This window comes from Curtobacterium sp. SL109 (assembly GCF_026672405.1).
Lineage (GTDB): Bacteria > Actinomycetota > Actinomycetes > Actinomycetales > Microbacteriaceae > Curtobacterium.
On the sequence record NZ_JAPPRB010000002.1, the window covers coordinates 3,608,512 to 3,626,420 of the forward strand.

A 17,909-nucleotide genomic window follows, 5' to 3' on the forward strand; every position below is an offset into this window, starting at 1 on the left:
ACAGCCACTCGCCGGTGCACAGGGCCGGGGCGACGGACGGGAGGCTCGCATCAGGTGACCGGCGCGGGTCACGTGAGCAGGGCCTCCAGGGTGTCTGCGAGCGGACCGTCCGACGCGGCCCGCCAGGACCGGCCGGCCCACAGGTGCAGCGCGTGCGCATCACCGTCGGCGGCGGCCGCGGTGCGGATGGGCCGGGTCAGGTGGTGCAGCGCCGGGTAGCCGAGCGGTGCGTCCTCGTGCTCGCGGACGAAGCGGTTGACGAGCGCGCGTGCCGGTCGTCCGGTGAAGGCGCGGGTGAGTGCCGTGCGGTCGAAGACGGGGTCGACGAGCGCCTCGCGGTGGGTCGCTCCGGTACCGGCCTCGTCGGTGCGGAGGACGAGCGTGCCGATCATCGCTGCGGAGGCGCCGGCGAGCCGGACGGCCTCGACGTCGTCAGGTCCGCCGATGCCGCCGGCGGCGACCACGGGCAGGTCGACCCGCGCCAGGACCGCGCGCACCAGGTCGGGCAGGGGTTCCCACACGGGCGACTGCTCGGGGTCGAGGACGGCGGAGTGTCCGCCGGCGGCCTCGCCCTGCACGACCAGGACGTCGATCCCCCGGTCGGCTGCTGCCGCGGCGTCGACCGGGTTGGTGACCGCCTGGACCGTCACCGTGCCCCGGCGGCGGAGGTCCGCGACGGTCTGGGCCGACGGCAGCCCGAACGTGAAGGAGACGACGGGCACCGGGTCGTCGAGGAGCAGCGCGAGCTTGTCGGACCAGGCGTCGTCGTCCTCGCGCTTGTCGGGCAGGTCGGGGACGCCGAGGGACGTGCGGTACCGGTCGTAGTCGGCGTCGCTGATCGGGACCGGGTTCGGCACGAAGACGTTGACGCCGAACCGGTCGGTGCGCGTGCGGACCTCGGCGATCTCGGCGGCGAGCTCCTCGGCGGTGCGGTGCCCGGCGGCCAGGGACGCGAACTGACCGGACCGGGCCGCGGCGATCACGAGCGCCGGCGTCGACGGCCCGCCCGCCATCGGTGCGACGTGCAGGGGTGACCGGAGGACCTCGGGGAGTTGGTTCACCCCTCGATCCTGCACTGGCGGACCGTGCTCCTGCACTGGCGCACCCGTGCGACACGCCGATGGGTGTGACGGCTCGTCAGGATCGGGCGGTACCGGACACTTCTTCAGGTGAGAGGGGGCAACCGTGGACGACGACACCCAAGCCGACGCGACACTGACGCGGCGGCTCGCGGACGGGGACCGTACGGCACTCGCCGACGCGTTCGACCGCTTCGCACCCACCCTGACCCGCTACGCATGGGCACAGGCCGAACGCCGACAGGACGTCGAGGAACTCGTGCAGGACACGTTCCTGACGCTCTGGCAGAAGGCGGCGACGATCGACCTCGCCACCAGCGCGCTGCTGCCGTGGCTGCTGGTCGTCTGCCGGAACCACGCCCGCAACCAGGCGCGACGCCTGGCGAAGGGCGCCGGTGACGAACTGCCGGAGGACCTGCCGGCCCGCGCGGACGCCGCCGAGGCCCGCGAGCGCCTGCGCTGGGTCCGCGACGAGATCGCCGCCCTGGCACCCGTCGACCGACGGATCTGCGAGCTCTGCCTCCTCGAGGGCCACTCCTACGCCGAAGCCGCAGAGATCCTCGGCCTCAGCGTCGGCGCCGTCACCCAGCGCGTCTCCCGATCCCGAGCCCGACTGAAGAAGGCGGTGATGCACGATGAACACTGAGCCCCCCACCGGAGACGACCTGCAGCGCATGCTCGTCGCGATGAAGCAGAGCGTGCTCGACCGCGCGGAGGACCGGAAGCCGGCACCCCGCCGGCGCGGCCGTCGCACCGGGATCGCCATCGGCGTGATCGCACTCCTCGGCCTCGGCGCCACCAGCGGCGGCGTCGCCCTCGGCATGATCCCGCAGCCGTTCGCCGCCGCACCAGCACCCACCTCCACGCCCAGCCCCACCGAACCGGCAGCACCCAGCACCCCCGCGGCGGCACCCGTCGAGGAGACGCCGGACCCCGCGCCGACACCCTCGGCGACACCCTCTGTCACGCCCACGAAGGGCGCGTTCGCACTCGACGACCCATCCACATGGACCGTCTCCGGCAACGAGGTCGGCCCGGTCGCCCTCGGCGGCCCCACGGAGGCCGAGAGCGACGACCTCGAACAGGCGTACCGGCTGGTACCCGCGTCACCGAGCAGCTGCACGGCGCCGGGGACCTGGGCGCGCGACGGCAGCCCGACGCTGCGGATCACCGACGACGACGACCGGGTGACGGGTGTGCTCATCGGGGCCGAGGGGGACCGGCCCCGGACGACGACGGCCGGGCCCACGACACCGGCGGGCATCGGCGTCGGATCGAGCTCCGAAGCGCTGCACGCGGCGTACCCGTCCTTGCAGGAGAAGGTCTCCACGGCGAGCGGCGCGTGGTCGAGGTGGGACCTGGAACTGCCCGACGGCCTGGTCTCGTTCCAACTCGACAACGACGGGGCGCACGTCGACTCGGTGTGGGTGAGTTCCGACAAGAACCTGCCCACCTCGGTCTGCGACCTCTGATGACCGACGACGGGCGGGAAGCGGTCACTGGGGGGCGCTTCCCGCCCGTCGTCACGGACGCCGCTGGCGTCACGGTTCGAGCAGCGGCTCCTTCGGGAGCTTCCGGAGCTTCGCGCGGCGCTTGCGGCGCTCGGGGATCATCGAGCGCATCTCCTCGAGCTTGCCGAAGCAGAGCAGCCGGTCGCCCGGTTCGAGGGTGACCGTGCCGCGGGGGTTCGGGATCACCGTCGAGCCGCGGTGCAGCGTGAGCACGGTGATGTCGCGGTCGCCGAGGCCGGACTCGTGGATCGTCTTGCCGACCAGGTCCGCGTTCGTGTGCACGAGGAGCTCCGCGACGCCGTACCCGGTCGACACCGACAGGCGCTGGCGGACGTCGATCTCGGGGAAGGCGACCTGGTTCGCGATGAAGTCGATGACCGCGCCGGCGATGTCGAGGCCAGTGGCGCGCTCGATGCCCTCGAGCCCCGGGGACGAGTTGACCTCCATCACCAGGGGGCCGTCGTTGCCCTCGAGCATGTCCACGCCGGCGACGCGGAGCCCCATGATCTGCGCGGAACGGACCGCCGCCTCTTCGTACTCCGGTGTGAGCGTGACCTGCTCCACCGTGCCGCCGCGGTGCACGTTCGACCGGAACTCGTCGCCACTGGCGCTCCGGCGCATGGCGGCCACGACCCGGTCGCCGACGACGAGCGCGCGGATGTCCTTCCCGCGGCTCTCCGCGATGAAGCGCTGGATGAGCACGTTCTGCTTCGTGGAGTGCAGCGTCTCGACGATCGACTCGGCGACCTTCGCCTCTGGCGCCAGGATCACGCCGATGCCCTGGGTGCCCTCGAGCAGCTTGATGACGACGGGCGCTCCCCCGACCCGCTCGATGGCCCCGCGGACGTCGGCCCGACCGGCGACGAACGTCGTCGCCGGCATGCCGATGTCGTGCCGCGAGAGGATCTGGTTGGCCCGGAGCTTGTCGCGCGAGTTGGTGATGCCGTTCGCGGTGTTCGGCGTGTAGACGTCCATCTGCTCGAACTGCCGGACCACCGCGGTGCCGTAGTACGTGATCGAGTTGCCGATGCGCGGCAGGACGGCGTCGTAGTCGGACAGCAGCTTGCCGCGGTACTGCAGGTCGGGCGCGTCCCCGGTCAGGTCGATGGCGAAGCGCAGGGTGTTGAGCACCTTGACCTCGTGGCCGCGGTCCAGCGCCGCCGCGCGGAGTCGCTGCGTCGAGTACGCCTGCGGGGCGCGCGAGAGGATGGCGAGTTTCATCGGGAGGCTCCGCGGGTTCGGGGGTGGCGACGGCGACGCTCCATGCTGGCAGACGAACCGCCCCGCGGGCGTGCCGCGGGCCGCGATCGACGCGCCGCGGGTGCTGCCCTGCCAGGATGGGCGCATGGCCGACGACCCGAAGCCCACGCGGCGCACGCCGATCGTCTCGGGCTGGCGCGAGTGGGCCGCGCTGCCGGACCTGGACATCCCGTGGATCAAGGTGAAGCTCGACACGGGCGCACGGACCTCGGCACTGCACGCGTTCGACCTCGAGGAGCTGCCGGGTGACCGGGTGCGGTTCTCGGTGCATCCCTGGCAGGACTCGGACGCCGACCAGGCGACCGTCGAGTGCGACGTCCACGACCGCCGCGTCGTCCGGAGCTCGTCGGGTCACGCGCAGGAGCGCATCGTCGTCCTGACCGCGATCGAGCTCGCCGGCCGCACGGTGGAGGCCGAGGTCACCCTGAGCAACCGCGACCAGATGGGCTTCCGGATGCTCATCGGCCGCGAGGCGCTGCGGCAGGGCTTCGTCGTCGACCCGGCGCGGTCGTTCCAGGCAGGCCGGGCGCCGAAGGAGATCCGCCGCCGCAACCGCGGGCGCGCCTGAGGCTCAGCGCAGCCGCTCGACCATCGGGCACGCGAACGGGTCCGCCGCCGCCAGCCCGACCTCGTTGAGGTAGCGCACGACGATCGCGTACGACTGCACGAGGGTCGTCTCGGTGAACGGCACGCCCTGCGTCTTGCAGTAGTCGCGCACGATGACCCGCGCGGCCCGGAGGTTCGGTCGGGCCATGTTCGGGAACAGGTGGTGCTCGACCTGGTGGTTGAGGCCGCCCATGAAGTACTCGACCCAGCGCCCGCCGGTGATGTCGCGGGAGGTCAGGACCTGGCGTGAGAAGAAGTCCACGCGGCGACCGGGCTCGATGATCGGCATGCCCTTGTGGTTCGGCGCGAAGGCGATGCCCATGCAGAAGCCGAACACGGCGAGCTGCACGCCGAGGAACGCGAACGCCATTCCGAGCGGCAGGAACCAGAAGACGACGCCGAGGTAGAGCGCGAAGCGGACCGCGAACACCGAGGCCTCGGACCAGCGGCCCTTGACCGGACCGCGGCTCGTGTAGGTGCGGATCGACTGCCAGTGCAGGTTGACGCCCTCGATGAGCAGCATCGGGAAGAAGGCCCAGCCCTGCACCCGGACGAGCACGCGCAGGAAGCCGGTGCGGCTGGCGGCGTCCTCGGGGCGGAAGGAGATCGCGTCGAAGGAGATGTCCGGGTCCTTGCCGACCGTGTTCGGGTTGGCGTGGTGCCGGGTGTGCTTGCCGGTCCACCAGGCGTAGCTGATCCCGGTCAGGAGCGTGCCGCCGTAGCGGGCAGCGCGGTCGTTCCACGTGTGCGAGGCGAAGACCTGGCGGTGGGCCGCTTCGTGCGCCAGGAAGGCGAACTGCGTGAAGAGCAGACCGAGCACGCCGGCGATGACGAGCTGCCACCACGAGTCGCCGAGCACGGCGAACGCGGCTCCGGCGAGCGCCAGCAGGGCGACGAGGACGACGATGAGTCCCCAGTACCAGCCGGTGCGGCGGCCGAGCAGGCCTTCGTCCTTGATCCGGGCGAGCAGCGCCGTGTAGCTGGACGTGCCACTGGTGCCGGGACGTGGTCCGGTCGTGATGATCTCGCTCATTGAGGGTCCTCCGGTCGGGCAGTACCGCAGCCGGGGTCCGGGGCCACTGGTCCCGAGCGTAGTGGAGCGGGAGCCCCGTCCGTCAGGACAGCGTCAAGCGGCGTTCCGTGACCGCGCGGGCGACGTCGACGAGCGGTTCGCGGTTGGCTCGGGCGTGCTGCCGGAGCATCGCGAACGCCGCCTGCATGTCGACGTGGTGCGTGTGCGCGATGAAGCCCTTGGCCTGCTCGATCACGACGCGGCTGTCGAGGGCGCGCTGCAGCTGGGCCTGGGTGACGCTCGCCTGCTCGAGCGTCCGCTGCTGCAGGATGCTGATCGTCGCGACGTCGGTGAGGGCCTGGGCGGCGAGGGCGTCGGCAGGGCTGAGCGCCCCCTCGTCCTCGCGGAACAGGTTGAGCGAGCCGAGCACCGTGTCGCGCAGCCGCATCGGGATCGCGTGCACCGAGGAGAAGCCGGCCTCGGCGGACGCCGCCGCGAACACCGGCCAGCGCCGGCGCATCTCGGCCGGGTCCTCGGCGGACACGGGCTCGCCGGTCGTGAAGCACTCGATGCAGGGGCCGTCGCCGGCGTTGAGCTGGAGCAGCCCGACGAAGCTCGACCGTTCACTGGTCGACGCCAGCACCTCGAGTTCGTGGTCCTGGTTGAGCAGCAGGATCCCCGCCGCCGCCGCGTCGAAGATCTCGACGGCGCGGTCGACGAGGGTCTGCAGCAGGTCGACGACGTCGTAGTCGTCGACGAGGGTGTCCGTCAGGGCGACGAACGTGTCGACGAGGCGGTGCTCGCGGGTGGTTGTCACGAGGCGTGCTCCCTGCCGGTCGGCGTCGGACGGTCCATGCTGGACGGTACTCGGTCCCGGTGGGCCGGACGGACAGCGAGTGCGGTGCTGACCACCGGACGGGAGGCTCGTGTGGGCCCCGCCACGGGCCTCCCGTCAGGCAGTGGGTCCGGTCAGGAGCGCGCGGAGCGCGTCGTCCAGCGGGCCGGCGACGGCGTCCTCCGAGGCGGAGGCGAGGGGCTCGACCCGCGTGGCGGTCCGCAGCATCGTCATGCCGAGCACGACCGACAGCGCGATCTCGGCGCGGATGAGCAGGTCCTCGGTGACCTGGTCGCCGACCGCCTGCGCCAGGCGTTCGGCGTAGCGGTGCAGGGTCTCGCGGCGGATCGTGTCGACGCCCTCGTCGCCCGAGGTCCGCAGGAGCAGCATGAGCTGCATCGAGTCCTCGTCGGTGGGTGAGCGGAGGACGTGTCCGATGAGTCCGCGGAGGGCTCGGTCGAGGTGCCCGGTGGCGTCCTCCCCCGGGTCGAGGTCGCGCACCGCGCGGTCGAGGCAGGCGCGGAAGAGCCCCTCCTTCGACACGAAGTACCGATTGATCAGCGCGACGTTGACCCCGGCGTCCGCGGCGATGTCGCGCACGGTCGTGGCGCGGTAGCCGTCGAACGCGAACCGGCGCCGGGCGGCCTGCACGAGGAGCAGCCGGGTGGCCGTGGCGTCCTTGCTCATGGTCGAAGCGTAGCGGTCCGCGGCGGGATGTAAGCAGTTGTTGACATCAGCGCCGAACCGCGTACCCTCGTCGAGTCAGCAGCTGTTTACATCGACCAGACGGAGCACGATGACCGAGACCATGGCGAGCCCCCGCACCGGCTCCCACCCGACCACGGACGGCCGTCGTCCGAACAGCACGGCGATCATCGTCTACCTGTCGCTCGGCGGCCTGTCGTTCGCGGTCCTGCAGTCCCTCGTCGCTCCGGCGCTGTCGACGATCGGCAGGGACCTCGGCGCCTCGACGAGCGCCACGAGCTGGGTGCTCACGGCGTACCTGCTGTCCGCGTCGGTGCTCACGCCGATCCTCGGTCGCCTCGGGGACATGGTCGGCAAGCGCAAGGTGCTCATCGTGGTGCTCACGATCCTGCTCGTCGGGGCTGTCCTCGCCGCCCTCGCGCCGAACCTCGGCACCCTCATCGTCGCGCGGGCACTGCAGGGCGCAGCCGGAGCCGTGATGCCGCTCTCGATCGGCATCGTCCGCGACGAGCTCCCCAAGGAGAAGGTCAGCGTCACGATCGGCCTGCTCTCCGCGATCTTCGGCATCGGTGCCGGTGTCGGCATCGTCGCCGCTGGCCCGATCGTCGAGCACCTGTCGTGGCACTGGCTGTTCTGGCTGCCCGCCGTGCTCGTCGTGATCGCGCTGCTCGGTGCCGTGTTCGGCATGCCCGAGTCCCCGGTGCGCAAGCCCGGCCGCCTCGACATGCTCGGCACGGGCGTGCTCGCGGTGTCCCTCGTCGCGATCCTGCTCGCCGTCAGCGAGGGCGAGACCTGGGGCTGGGGCGACGCCAAGACCGTCGGGCTGCTGGCTCTCGGTGCCGTGGCGCTCGTCGCGTTCGTGCTCGTCGAGCTCCGCGTCGCCGAGCCGCTGATCGACGTCCGGCACTTCGCCGTGCGCGGGGTGTGGACCGCGCACCTGGTCGCACTGGTGTTCGGCTTCGCGATGTTCGGCACGTTCGTGCTCGTCCCGACCCTGCTGCAGCTGCCGAGCGCGCTGGGCTACGGCTTCGGCAAGGACGTCACCCAGGCCGGGCTCTTCCTGCTGCCGACCGTCGTCATGATGGTCATCGCCGGACCGATCGCCGGCATCCTGGTGCGTCGCATCGGCCCGAAGCCGCCGATGCTGCTCGGCGGGATCTCGATCGTCGTCGCGTTCCTGCTGCCCGCGATCGCCCACGGCGAGCTCTGGCAGGTCGTCGTCTCCGGCGTCTTCACCGGCATCGGCATCGGCCTGGCCCTGGCCGCGTGCTCGAACGCCATCATCGAGAGCGTCCCCGCGAACCAGACCGGCGAGGCCATCAGCGCCAACACCGTCGTCCGGACGATCGGCTCGAGCGTCGGCACCGCCGTCATCGCCGCGCTGATCACCTCGCACAGCACCGCGCAGGGGCTCCCCACCGACGACGCGTTCACGATCGGCTTCTGGGCGTGCACCGGGGTCGCCGTGCTGGCGGTCCTCGCGGCCGTCGCCGCTCCGTCGATGCGTGCACGCCGTGCCGCGGCGGTCGCCGCCGGGGTCGACGACCTCGACGGCGTCACGCAGTAGGCGGCGCGCGGGCGCGGTTGCGGGCGGCGCGGGCGCGTCCTGGTGCGAGGTCGGCCACTCCGTGCGCGGTTGATGCGGCGCACAGGGTGGTCAGCCTCGCACCAGCCGCAGGACCCCGCACGGTGCGGGGCGCGTGGGAGCGCGCGCGAGCGCGTACGACAGCCGGCGACGAGTGGTCACGACACCCCGACGGGGTTCCGCGAGTGGCCAGGGACCGTCGGCTCCGCGTGGTCCGAACGACAGCCGGTGACCGCTCGGCGGACGTGAGCGGGGCGTCGTGACCGGTCGGCGACGCGAACCGGAGGCTCGTGGCGGGGTCGACCCGTACCTCCCGGTCGGCGACGCGGACGGGAGGCGCGGGGCCGGGCGCGACCCATGCGTCCCGCTCGGCGACGTGAACCGGAGGCGCGTGGCGGGGTCGACCCACACCTCCCGGTCGGCGACGCGAACCGGAGGCGCGTGGCGGGGTCGACCCACACCTCCCGGTCGGCGACGCGAACCGGAGGCTCGTGGCGGGGTCGACCCACACCTCCCGGTCGGCGACGCGAACCGGAGGCTCGTGGCGGAGTCGGTTCGCGCCTCCCGTCCGGGGCCGGCCCGGACCGACGTTCGTTCGGGCCGATGACGGATCCGGTCGGCGGATCTCGGGTCGAGCCGACCAGATCCTTCAGCGCGCGGTTCGCGAACCCGTCTGCCGAGCGGAGCCGAGACGGGGCGGGGCGGGGCGGCCGGGACCGCGACCGGGACCGGGTTGGTCAGGTCAGGTCAGGCGCTGCGGCGGTCCCGGCCGAAGAAGATCGCGAGCGCCGTCGTCAGCGCTGCGACGAACCCGCCGGGGCCCTGCGGACGGGCCGGACGCGTCGGCGCCTGGAACGCGACGTCGTGCAGGTTGTTGCGCTTGGAGCCGTCCCAGTTCGCGAACAGGTAGGCACCGCCCAGCACGGAGAGGCTGCGGACGGGGGCACGACGCCACTCGCCCGCGCGGACGACGTAGCCGGAGTGCCCTGAGCTGATGTTGTGGATCACGGTGTCCACGTCGATGACGCCGGTCGTGGTGATGACGGCGGTGATGCCCGTTCGGTCACGGGCGACGTACTCGATGATGTGTTCTGTCATGTCGCTCGGGTCAGGAGGTTGCGTCTCGCACCCGGACACGTCGGTTCGGACCATGCGAGGCTCGGCCGGAATCGTCGTTGCTTCCGTCGTCAGGATACGTCCGGCGCACCGCACCCGGTCCGCGAGTGTCCGCAGAACGGTGGTCGCTGTCCGCACAACGGTGGTCGGGGCTCACGCGACCCAGACGACGGTGCCGTTGTAGCCGTGCAGCACGGCGGCGACGCCCGCGCGGAGTGCCCGTCCGGCGCGCTCCTCGGTGAAGCTCGCGGGGTCGTGGTGGCTCGCGGTGCCGAGTCCCTCGCCGCGGTAGCCCGCGCCGGTCCAGTCGGCGGCGGTGACGTTCGAGGTGGGCTCGGCGATCTCGGCCCCGAGCACCAGGAACTGCTGGTGCAACGCGCTCGGGGACATCGCGGCGATCGGGTCGACCATGTCGTTGCCGACGCTGATGACCAGGTCGGCGTGCTTGCCGACCGCGGTGGCGACGGCGTCGAGCACGTTCTCACTCCCTCGGGGCTGGACCCGGGTCAGGGTGACGCCCTCGGTGTCGGCCCAGGCATCGACGGCCCCGACCAGCGCCTGCGTCGGTGCGGACGCGGCGGTCTCGCCATCGCCGTCCGCGTCGACGTCCCCCGCGGACAGCAGGACGACGCGGTAGCCCGACGGCGGGTGCACGCCCTTCCACGACCCGGGTGACGGACTGACGGTGGACTCCGGCGCCGGCGGGTGGCTCGCGTCCCAGAACCCGGCGTCGAGCGTGCCCGCGGTGGCGGTCGCGCGGGGCTCGGCCGTGCCCTCGGACGCGGACGAGCACCCGGCGAGGAGCAGTGCCCCGGCACCGAGCACCGCGACGGCCGCCAGCAGGGACGTCGTGCGGGAGACGAGGCTGGTCACGGAGGGCTCCAAGGGCGGGTCGGCGGGCGGATCGCGACCATGGAACCACGGCCCGGGTGCCGCGTCGTCCGTCATGGGCACCTGTCCGAACGCTGTCCAGCTGCTGGTCACCTGCTGTTTCCCTGCCGGTCGCCAGGGGTGGAGATCGTCTGGCCGGTGATCCCCGGAACCCCCCGCACGGCGTCCCGACGCCGCTCCCCCCGCACCACCGCAGTCCTGGCCCGTGTGGCCGCCACGGTCCTCGGCGCGCTCGTCCTCCTCGGCACCGTCCTGGTCGCGCTCGTGGGCGGTGCCGCACCCGCCTCGGCGCACGGATTCAGCTCGGTCGTCTACGCCCACGTGACCTCCGAGGACTCCGGGGTCGTACGGGCACGGCTGGGCCTGGAGTACGACCTGATGCTCGTCTCCGTCGGCACCAGCGAGCACGCCGACGCGTTCTACCGGCAGGGCCAGGCAGCGTGGGACGACGGGGACTTCCCCGCCATGACCCGGATCGCCGAGCAGCACCGGGACACCATGGCCGACTACGTCCTCGACCGGTTCTCCGTGACCTCCGGGGGCCGCGAGTGCCGGGGCACCCTGCAGCAGCCGATGCACGTCGACATGCAGGACGAGGTGCCGTACGCCGAGGTCGTCGCCGACTTCCACTGCCCGACGACGTCCGCGCACACGGTCGCCGGGCACGTGGTCACCTCGACGCTGTTCCCGGACTCCGAGACGTTCGTGAAGGACACCAAGACGATCGTCACCTACGCCGTGGACGCGCAGGAGGGCTCCGCGACGCTCGACGCCGACCGACCCTCGTTCTCGACCGAGCAGTCCGCCGGTGCCCGGTTCTGGGAGTTCTTCCAGCTCGGCGCCGAGCACCTGCTGACCGGGATCGACCACATCCTGTTCCTCGTCGCGCTCATCGCGGGGTCACGCCGCCTGCGCGAGGTCGTGTTCACCGCGTCGGCGTTCACCATCGCGCACTCGATCACGTTCATCCTGGCGGCGCTCGGGGTCGTGAGCCCACCGTCGATCGTGGTCGAGCCGCTCATCGCCCTGTCGATCGCAGCCGTCGCCGGCTGGTACCTCTGGCGGCTGTTCCGGCGGCGCTCCCACGCGGACGAGCTGATCGTGCCCGACGGTGGTCGGTTCGCCCTGGACCGTGCCGGGTGGACGCGCTTGGCGGTCGTGTTCGCGTTCGGACTCATCCACGGACTCGGGTTCGCCGGGGCGCTCGGGATCCACGAGGCGTTCTCCTGGCAGCTGCTCGTGTCGCTGCTCATCTTCAACGTCGGCATCGAGGCCGTGCAGCTCGCGATCATCGTGATCGTGTTCCCGCCGCTCTCACTGCTGCGTCGGAAGGCCCACCGGGCGTCGCTCTGGGTCACCGGGATCGTGACCGCCGGGGTGTTCGTGATGGGGATGATCTGGTTCGTGGAACGGCTCGCGGCGGGTTGACCGGCTGAACAGCTTCCAACCCGGAACGGATGGACACACAGCGTTCACCAAGGCGTTGCCAGGCGAATGCAGAGTCTTCCGTGCAGCACACACCCCTGTCCACGAGAACGGACCCTCCATGAGTCTCTTGTCTGGCGCCAGCACCCGGCGCAGATCCACCACCCTCCGCGTCGGCGGCGCAGTCCTCGGGGCGGCGCTCCTCGCGGGTGCCTCCTTCATGGGCACCAGCACCGCCACCGCGGCCACGAACACGCCGACCACGAACATCTCCACCGGCGGCCCGATCCACATCCTGCTCGGCGTCGGCGCGACCGAGAGCCAGCGCATCGCGTCCTGGTACTTCCCGACCAACGTCGCCCAGTCGGTCGAGATCCAGAAGACCGACTCGATGACCGGCGGCGTCTTCACCGACGCGAAGAAGACCATCGGTGCATCGGCGACCGCGAACACCGCGGCCGACACCAGCACGACCGACAGCAGCACGAAGACCATCGCGGGCATCACCAACGAGGCCGGCTACGTCAACGCGCACGCGGTCATCGACGGCCTCGAGCCGAACACGACGTACACGTACCACGTCGGTGCCGCGGACGGCTCCGCCTGGTCGACCCCGTACACGTTCACCACGAAGAGCTTCAGCGGCGACTTCGACTTCCTGTTCTTCGGTGACCCGCAGATCGGTTCGTCGGGCTTCGTCGACGACGACGGTGCTGGCTGGGCCGACACCCTGGAGTACGCGACGACCAAGGAGAAGGACGCCGAGCTCCTCGTCTCCGGCGGCGACCAGGTCGAGAACGCGAACAACGAGTACCAGTGGGGCGCGTTCGCCGACAGCAGCGACGTGCTGAAGCGCTACCCGTGGGCCTCCACCATCGGCAACCACGACGTCGGTGGCAAGTCGTACGAGCAGCACAACCAGCTGCCGAACTCGCTCAAGGTGCCGGACTTCTACCCGGGTGGCAACACCGCCGCGAACTCGGGCGGCGACTACTGGTACATGTACAAGGGCGTCCTGTTCATCGACATCAACTCGAACGCCTACTCGGGCGGCTCGGACGCAGCGCACGTGAACTACGTCCGCGACGTGATCACCCGCCACGGTGACGACGCGAAGTGGACCGCGCTGGTCTACCACCACTCGATCTACTCGCCAGCCGACCACGCGAACGACAAGGACAACCAGCAGCGCCGGTTCGACTTCACGCGTGCGTTCTCCGACATGGGCGTCGACATCGTCCTGCAGGGCCACGACCACTCCTACTCGCGCAGCTACGCGATCAAGAACGGCAAGAAGGCCAACCCGGACGAGCAGCCGGGCGCTGACGAGGTCTTCGCCGGCCCCGGTGGCGTCATCTACCTGACCGCGAACTCGGCGTCGGGCTCGAAGTACTACGACCTGACCACCCCGGACTCCACCCAGGGCGGCTACGGCCCGGACCCGCTCGACCCGACCGGCCAGCGTCACTTCGCCAACTCGGTCGAGAACCAGGAGCACGTCCGCACCTACGTCAAGGTCGGCGTCACGGACGACAACCTCGCCGTCACCACGGTCCGCGCCAGCGACTGCACCACGCTCAACTCGGCCGTGCAGCACGGCAAGGTCGACAGCTGCGGCGTGACCCTGAAGCCGACGGCCTCGGCCGACCCGGCGCCGATCGGCTCCACGGTCGACGCGTTCACGCTCGACGCCAGCACCCCGGCGACGACGACGACCGTGTCGGTCTCCGCCGCCAAGCAGCCCTACGGTGCGGTCAAGCCCGTGCAGGTCACCGCCACCATCGGCGACGGCATCGGCGCCACCTCGGGCCAGGTCGCCTTCACGGACGGCACGACGCCCCTCGGCACCGCGAAGGTGGTCGGCGGCAAGGCCGTCATCACCCTGCCGGCGAAGCTCACCGTCGGCACGCACGCCATCAGTGCGGCCTTCACGAGCGACTCCGACTGGACCGGGGCCGACTCCGCGACGACGACCGCCACCACGGTCACCGTCGTCCGGGCGACCTCGACCACCAAGGTCACCTACAGCAACGGCAAGGCGACCGTCACCGTGACGGCCCCCGGGCTGGCGGTGAACGGCACCACGAAGGTCTACGAGGGCTCGAAGACCCTCAAGTCCTTCTCGGTCCACGGTGGGACGGCCACGGCCACGATCCCGCTCGGCAAGGGCACGCACGAGCTGCACGCGGCCTTCGCCCCGACCAAGTGGATCGCGGGCAGCACCAGCCCGACCATCACCACGAAGGTCAAGTGAGCTGACACGCTCACCGGAGGGCCCCGCGACCACGGTCGCGGGGCCCTCCGCCGTGCGACCCCGGGACCGGACCAGGTGACGGACGGGAGGCTCGGTGCCCGCCCGCACCGTGCCTCCCGTCCGTCACCGCGCCACCCCGGCGGCCGGCGCTACCCGTCGGACGGACGCACGTCGTCGACGGCAGTCGTCGAGACGCGGTGCTCCGCACCGTCCCGCGTCGTGTACCGGACGGTCGCGTCCGTCGGCAGGTCGTCGACGTGGCGGACGGTCCAGACCGCCGCCCACTGGCCGTCCCGCAGCACGGCTGCGGTCCGCTGCCCGTCCGCGTCGACCGTCACCGCGGTCACGTCGGCGCCGGCCTGCCCGACGAGCATCCCGTACGCGTGGTCGGTGTCCTCGGCCTCGCCGCCCGACACCGATCCCGACGTGAGCACCCGGTCCGCTGCGAGTCCGGCGTGCAGGCGGTCGCCGCCGACGGTCTGCAGCTCGCCGTCGTCGTGGACCTGCGTGACGACCCGTGGCCCGTCGACGGTGAGCTCGAGGTCGATCGGCCCGGCGGACGCGGTGAGCAGCGCCGGCCCCGTGGGGAGTGCGAGCGACGACGGTCTGGCTGGCATCTCGGCGGCGTCGACCGACCCGCTGAGGAAGCCCCCGACCACGCAGACGGCGGCGGTCAGGACGACCGCGCCCGTCCCGATCGCGGTGATGTAGACGGTGCGGTTCTTCATGCGACGGAGGCTTCCTGACGAGGCGAGCTGAGGACGAGGAGGGTGCCGACGACGAGCGCCAGCAGCGCGGGGAGGTGGTCCGCGAACGGCAGCCACGTAACCGTGATCCGACCGGCGAACTGGTGCGTCACGACGGACAGCAGCGTCGGCAGGACGAGCGCTGCCCAGCGGGCACCAGGGCCGGCGGTGCAGAGCAGGAACGCGGCGAGACCCGCGGTCGGCAGGATCCAGTCCCCGGGGACGAGCGTCGGGCCGAGCCACACGGGGGCCGTGCCGACGACGACCGCTGCGAGGACGAGGAGCGCCGTGACCGGGGCCGTGACGGCCGCTCGACGCGTGCCACGGACGACCAGCACCGCCGCGACGGCGAGCGCCGGCAGGACGGACCCGAGCAGGGCGTCGACCGCGATGAACCCGTACCAGCCCCACTGACCGGACCCGAAGTGCCCGCCGAGGCGCATCTCGAACGCGACGGCGACGAGGACGGAGACGACCGCGGCGGCCACGACGATGACCGGGGCGACCGGTCCGTCGCCCGGGAGCCGGGCGGTGCGTCGCACGATCGTGGTGAGCAGCGCGCCGCGGGCGACCTGGCCGGGGCGGAGGCCGAGCTCGTGGGCGTCCCGCACGTCGGCGGCCCACTGCTCGCGGCGGGTGGTGCGCTGGTCTGCCGGTGACCAGGCCACGGCGAGCGCGAGGACGTGCTCGTGGAGGCTCATGCGGTCACCACCGTCCCGACGCGGGTGGCACGAGCGGGGCCGGTGGCACCGGTGGCACGGGACGGCCGCTCGGTGCGGACCCACGACCGGCGGAGGTCCTGGGCTGCAGCACGGCCGTCCGGGGTGAAGGCGTAGAGACGGCGTCGGGGGCCGCGGTGGTCGGGGTCGTCGTCCCACGAGGACTCGACCCACCCCCGTTCCTCGAGGCGTTCCAGGATCGGGTAGACGGTGCCGGTCGGGCGTCCCGTCTCCTTGACGACGAGCAGGCCCCACACGGGGCCGTCGTTCTCGAGCAGGGCCGTGAGGACGTCGACCGTCGGGGCCGTGATGCGTTGCAGGGGTTCCACGTCCCTGACTCTACGTATGTAGGACAGGCAGGTCAAGTCGCCCGTGGAGGCCGCCGACGCGAGAAGTTCACACGCGGGCCGTCCGTGTCACATGCCCGAAACAGCCGGGCAACGGCGACGACACAGCCCAGCACGACACTTGGTCGCACTACCTGTCACCCGACAGGTACTCCGCGAAAGGTCTGAAGCCATGCGCTCTCCAGAAGCTCCGCTCCACGCACCGCGCGCCACCACGTCGACCGGCTCCGCCGGCCCTGACACCCAGGACACCGCCCGGATCGGCTACGAACAGGAACTGCACCGCGGGGTCGGCTCGTTCTCCTCCTTCGCGGCCGGCTTCTCCTTCGTGTCCATCCTGACCACGGTGTTCCAGCTCTTCGGACTCGGCTTCGGGCTCGGTGGTGCCGCGTTCTTCTGGGCGTGGCCGCTCGTCTTCGGCGGCCAGCTGCTGGTCGCACTGAACTTCGCGCAGCTCGCCGCCCGGTGGCCGATCTCCGGGGCGATCTTCCAGTGGTCGAGCCGCCTGGCCGGGTCCCGGTTCGGCTGGTTCACCGGCTGGACGATGATCATCGGCCAGACCCTCACCGTCGCGGTCGCCGCCATCGCCGTGCAGGCCGTGCTGCCCGCGATCTGGAGCGGCTTCCAGATCGTCGGCGGGGCCGGAGCCGACCCCTCGCTGGCGTCCGCGACGGGTGCTGCGAACGCCGTGGTGCTCGGCCTCGTGATGCTCGTCGTGACCACCGTGGTCAACATCACGAGCGTCCGGCTGATGGCCCGCGTGACGAGCTTCGGCGTGCTCATCGAGATCGTCGGCGTCGTCGTGCTCATCGGCGCGCTGTTCCTGCTCCCCCACCGCAGCGCGAGCGTCGTGTTCACCAGCGTCGGGTCCTCGAGCACCGAGCCGTACGTCTTCGCGTTCCTGGCGTCCTCGCTGATGGCCGCGTACGTGATGGTCGGCTTCGACTCCGCGGGCGAACTGGCCGAGGAGACCCACAACCCGCGACGGACGACCCCGAAGACGATCGTCCGTGCGCTGACGGTGTCCGGGCTCGGCGGCGGGCTGCTCATCATCGGCGCACTCGTCGCCGCCCCGAGCCTGACCAACGGCAAGCTCGCCACGCAGGGGCTGGCATGGGTGATCACGTCGACGCTCGGCGAGGTGGCCGGTCGGCTCCTGCTCTGCACCGTGGCGGTCGCCGTGTTCGCGTGCACGCTGGCCGTGCAGACCGCCGGTGCCCGGATGGTCTTCTCGATGGCCCGCGAGGGAGCGCTGCCGTTCCACCGCACGCTCGCGAAGGTCTCCCCGCGTACCGGCACCCCGATCGCCGCATCGATCGTCGTCGGTGTCGGCGCCGGACTCGCCCTCGCGGTCAACATCGGGCAGTCCGCGATCTTCACCGCCCTGTCGAGCCTGTGCATCGCGATGCTCTACCTGGCCTACCTCGGGGTGACCGGGCCTTTGCTGGTGCAGCGCATCCGGCTGCGGCGCGAAGGCTTCCCGACCGGGGTCGACGAGGACGGCAAGCCGCTCTTCACGCTCGGCCGGTGGGGCATCCCGCTGAACGCCCTGGCCGTCGCGTTCCAGATCGGCATGGCGGTCAACCTCATCTGGCCCCGCCCGGAGATCTACGACCTGACCGGCAACTCCTGGTGGCTCCAGTACAGCGCGCTGCTGTTCATCGGCGGCGTCCTGCTCGTCGGTTGGGCCTGGTCGTCGTGGCGGCACCGGGCACACGGACCGCTCACGCTCGCGCACGTCCCGACCACGGCCGCCGTGCCGACCGCCGTGCCCGCCGCCGCCGAGGCCTGACCTGCCGCGGCGCCCGCGGCGCCCCG

17 protein-coding genes are annotated in these 17,909 nt (G+C 71.7%); 7 read left to right on the forward strand and 10 right to left on the reverse strand.

What is annotated here, in order from left to right; all coding sequences use genetic code 11:
* Positions 1 to 68: 68 nt before the first annotated feature.
* Positions 69 to 1,061, reverse strand: coding sequence for a nitronate monooxygenase (locus OVA28_RS18455; RefSeq protein WP_268098025.1), 993 nt, complete (start codon positions 1,059 to 1,061; stop codon positions 69 to 71).
* A 124-nt stretch (positions 1,062 to 1,185) separates the two neighbouring features.
* On the opposite strand from OVA28_RS18455, the gene OVA28_RS18460 reads away from it, so the two are divergent.
* The gene (locus OVA28_RS18460) at positions 1,186 to 1,725 is read left to right on the forward strand and encodes an RNA polymerase sigma factor (RefSeq protein WP_268098026.1); all 540 of its coding nucleotides are present in this window, start codon (positions 1,186 to 1,188) and stop codon (positions 1,723 to 1,725) included.
* Entirely contained in the window at positions 1,715 to 2,551 is an 837-nt protein-coding gene (locus OVA28_RS18465; protein WP_268098027.1) for a hypothetical protein, read from the forward strand. The genes OVA28_RS18460 and OVA28_RS18465 overlap by 11 nt, the downstream gene beginning before the upstream one ends.
* A gap of 69 nt (positions 2,552 to 2,620) precedes the next feature.
* On the opposite strand, the gene rimK is transcribed toward OVA28_RS18465, so the two are convergent.
* The gene (gene rimK, locus OVA28_RS18470; protein ID WP_194661584.1) at positions 2,621 to 3,811 is read right to left on the reverse strand and encodes a 30S ribosomal protein S6--L-glutamate ligase; all 1,191 of its coding nucleotides are present in this window, start codon (positions 3,809 to 3,811) and stop codon (positions 2,621 to 2,623) included.
* 124 nt (positions 3,812 to 3,935) lie between these two features.
* On the opposite strand from rimK, the gene OVA28_RS18475 reads away from it, so the two are divergent.
* Complete coding sequence (locus OVA28_RS18475) at positions 3,936 to 4,418, forward strand: ATP-dependent zinc protease family protein (protein WP_194661583.1); 483 nt, start codon at positions 3,936 to 3,938, stop codon at positions 4,416 to 4,418.
* A gap of 3 nt (positions 4,419 to 4,421) precedes the next feature.
* Here the strand turns inward: OVA28_RS18475 and OVA28_RS18480 are convergent, their stop codons facing one another.
* From OVA28_RS18480 to OVA28_RS18490, 3 genes are all read right to left on the reverse strand, one after another.
* Positions 4,422 to 5,489, reverse strand: a complete 1,068-nt coding sequence (locus tag OVA28_RS18480; RefSeq protein ID WP_194661582.1) for a fatty acid desaturase family protein — start codon at positions 5,487 to 5,489, stop codon at positions 4,422 to 4,424.
* A gap of 82 nt (positions 5,490 to 5,571) precedes the next feature.
* On the reverse strand, positions 5,572 to 6,285 hold the full coding sequence (locus tag OVA28_RS18485) for a GAF and ANTAR domain-containing protein (protein ID WP_268098028.1): 714 nt from the start codon (positions 6,283 to 6,285) through the stop codon (positions 5,572 to 5,574).
* 135 nt (positions 6,286 to 6,420) lie between these two features.
* Positions 6,421 to 6,990 carry a TetR/AcrR family transcriptional regulator gene (locus OVA28_RS18490; RefSeq protein WP_268098029.1) on the reverse strand — a complete coding sequence of 190 codons (570 nt, stop codon included), beginning with the start codon at positions 6,988 to 6,990 and terminating at the stop codon, positions 6,421 to 6,423.
* 109 nt (positions 6,991 to 7,099) lie between these two features.
* Here OVA28_RS18490 and OVA28_RS18495 point away from each other — a divergent pair, with 109 nt between their 5' ends.
* On the forward strand, positions 7,100 to 8,575 hold the full coding sequence (locus OVA28_RS18495) for an MFS transporter (protein WP_268098030.1): 1,476 nt from the start codon (positions 7,100 to 7,102) through the stop codon (positions 8,573 to 8,575).
* Between the two features lie 765 nt (positions 8,576 to 9,340).
* On the opposite strand, the gene OVA28_RS18500 is transcribed toward OVA28_RS18495, so the two are convergent.
* Positions 9,341 to 9,691, reverse strand: coding sequence for a hypothetical protein (locus OVA28_RS18500; RefSeq protein WP_268098031.1), 351 nt, complete (start codon positions 9,689 to 9,691; stop codon positions 9,341 to 9,343).
* A gap of 171 nt (positions 9,692 to 9,862) precedes the next feature.
* Complete coding sequence (locus OVA28_RS18505) at positions 9,863 to 10,582, reverse strand: hypothetical protein (RefSeq protein ID WP_268098032.1); 720 nt, start codon at positions 10,580 to 10,582, stop codon at positions 9,863 to 9,865.
* A 156-nt stretch (positions 10,583 to 10,738) separates the two neighbouring features.
* On the opposite strand from OVA28_RS18505, the gene OVA28_RS18510 reads away from it, so the two are divergent.
* On the forward strand, positions 10,739 to 12,028 hold the full coding sequence (locus OVA28_RS18510; RefSeq protein WP_268098033.1) for a HupE/UreJ family protein: 1,290 nt from the start codon (positions 10,739 to 10,741) through the stop codon (positions 12,026 to 12,028).
* Between the two features lie 118 nt (positions 12,029 to 12,146).
* Positions 12,147 to 14,279, forward strand: coding sequence for a fibronectin type III domain-containing protein (locus OVA28_RS18515; protein WP_268098034.1), 2,133 nt, complete (start codon positions 12,147 to 12,149; stop codon positions 14,277 to 14,279).
* A 149-nt stretch (positions 14,280 to 14,428) separates the two neighbouring features.
* Here OVA28_RS18515 and OVA28_RS18520 read toward each other — a convergent pair whose 3' ends face one another.
* Genes OVA28_RS18520 through OVA28_RS18530 form a run of 3 tightly spaced genes read right to left on the reverse strand, consistent with a single transcriptional unit; the run spans position 14,429 to position 16,073 of the window.
* A complete protein-coding gene (locus tag OVA28_RS18520; RefSeq protein ID WP_268098036.1) occupies positions 14,429 to 15,007 on the reverse strand; it encodes a hypothetical protein in 579 nt (192 codons plus the stop codon).
* A complete protein-coding gene (locus OVA28_RS18525) occupies positions 15,004 to 15,726 on the reverse strand; it encodes a hypothetical protein (RefSeq protein WP_268098037.1) in 723 nt (240 codons plus the stop codon). Before OVA28_RS18525 ends, OVA28_RS18520 begins: the two co-directional genes overlap by 4 nt.
* Positions 15,723 to 16,073, reverse strand: a complete 351-nt coding sequence (locus OVA28_RS18530) for a PadR family transcriptional regulator (protein WP_268098039.1) — start codon at positions 16,071 to 16,073, stop codon at positions 15,723 to 15,725. The genes OVA28_RS18525 and OVA28_RS18530 overlap by 4 nt, the downstream gene beginning before the upstream one ends.
* Positions 16,074 to 16,263: 190 nt before the next feature.
* On the opposite strand from OVA28_RS18530, the gene OVA28_RS18535 reads away from it, so the two are divergent.
* Positions 16,264 to 17,883, forward strand: a complete 1,620-nt coding sequence (locus tag OVA28_RS18535) for an APC family permease (RefSeq protein WP_268098040.1) — start codon at positions 16,264 to 16,266, stop codon at positions 17,881 to 17,883.
* The last annotated feature ends 26 nt before the right edge of the window (positions 17,884 to 17,909 follow it).

What these genes read in the sequence shown, in the direction of transcription:
- OVA28_RS18465 (WP_268098027.1), top strand. Translation starts at nt 1,715, where the DNA reads ATGAACACTGAGCCCCCCACCGGAGACGACCTGCAGCGCATGCTCGTC.
- rimK (WP_194661584.1), bottom strand. Translation starts at nt 3,811, where the DNA reads ATGAAACTCGCCATCCTCTCGCGCGCCCCGCAGGCGTACTCGACGCAG.
- OVA28_RS18475 (WP_194661583.1), top strand. Translation starts at nt 3,936, where the DNA reads ATGGCCGACGACCCGAAGCCCACGCGGCGCACGCCGATCGTCTCGGGC.
- OVA28_RS18480 (WP_194661582.1), bottom strand. Translation starts at nt 5,489, where the DNA reads ATGAGCGAGATCATCACGACCGGACCACGTCCCGGCACCAGTGGCACG.
- OVA28_RS18490 (WP_268098029.1), bottom strand. Translation starts at nt 6,990, where the DNA reads ATGAGCAAGGACGCCACGGCCACCCGGCTGCTCCTCGTGCAGGCCGCC.
- OVA28_RS18495 (WP_268098030.1), top strand. Translation starts at nt 7,100, where the DNA reads ATGACCGAGACCATGGCGAGCCCCCGCACCGGCTCCCACCCGACCACG.
- OVA28_RS18500 (WP_268098031.1), bottom strand. Translation starts at nt 9,691, where the DNA reads ATGACAGAACACATCATCGAGTACGTCGCCCGTGACCGAACGGGCATC.
- OVA28_RS18515 (WP_268098034.1), top strand. Translation starts at nt 12,147, where the DNA reads ATGAGTCTCTTGTCTGGCGCCAGCACCCGGCGCAGATCCACCACCCTC.
- OVA28_RS18520 (WP_268098036.1), bottom strand. Translation starts at nt 15,007, where the DNA reads ATGAAGAACCGCACCGTCTACATCACCGCGATCGGGACGGGCGCGGTC.
- OVA28_RS18525 (WP_268098037.1), bottom strand. Translation starts at nt 15,726, where the DNA reads ATGAGCCTCCACGAGCACGTCCTCGCGCTCGCCGTGGCCTGGTCACCG.
- OVA28_RS18535 (WP_268098040.1), top strand. Translation starts at nt 16,264, where the DNA reads ATGCGCTCTCCAGAAGCTCCGCTCCACGCACCGCGCGCCACCACGTCG.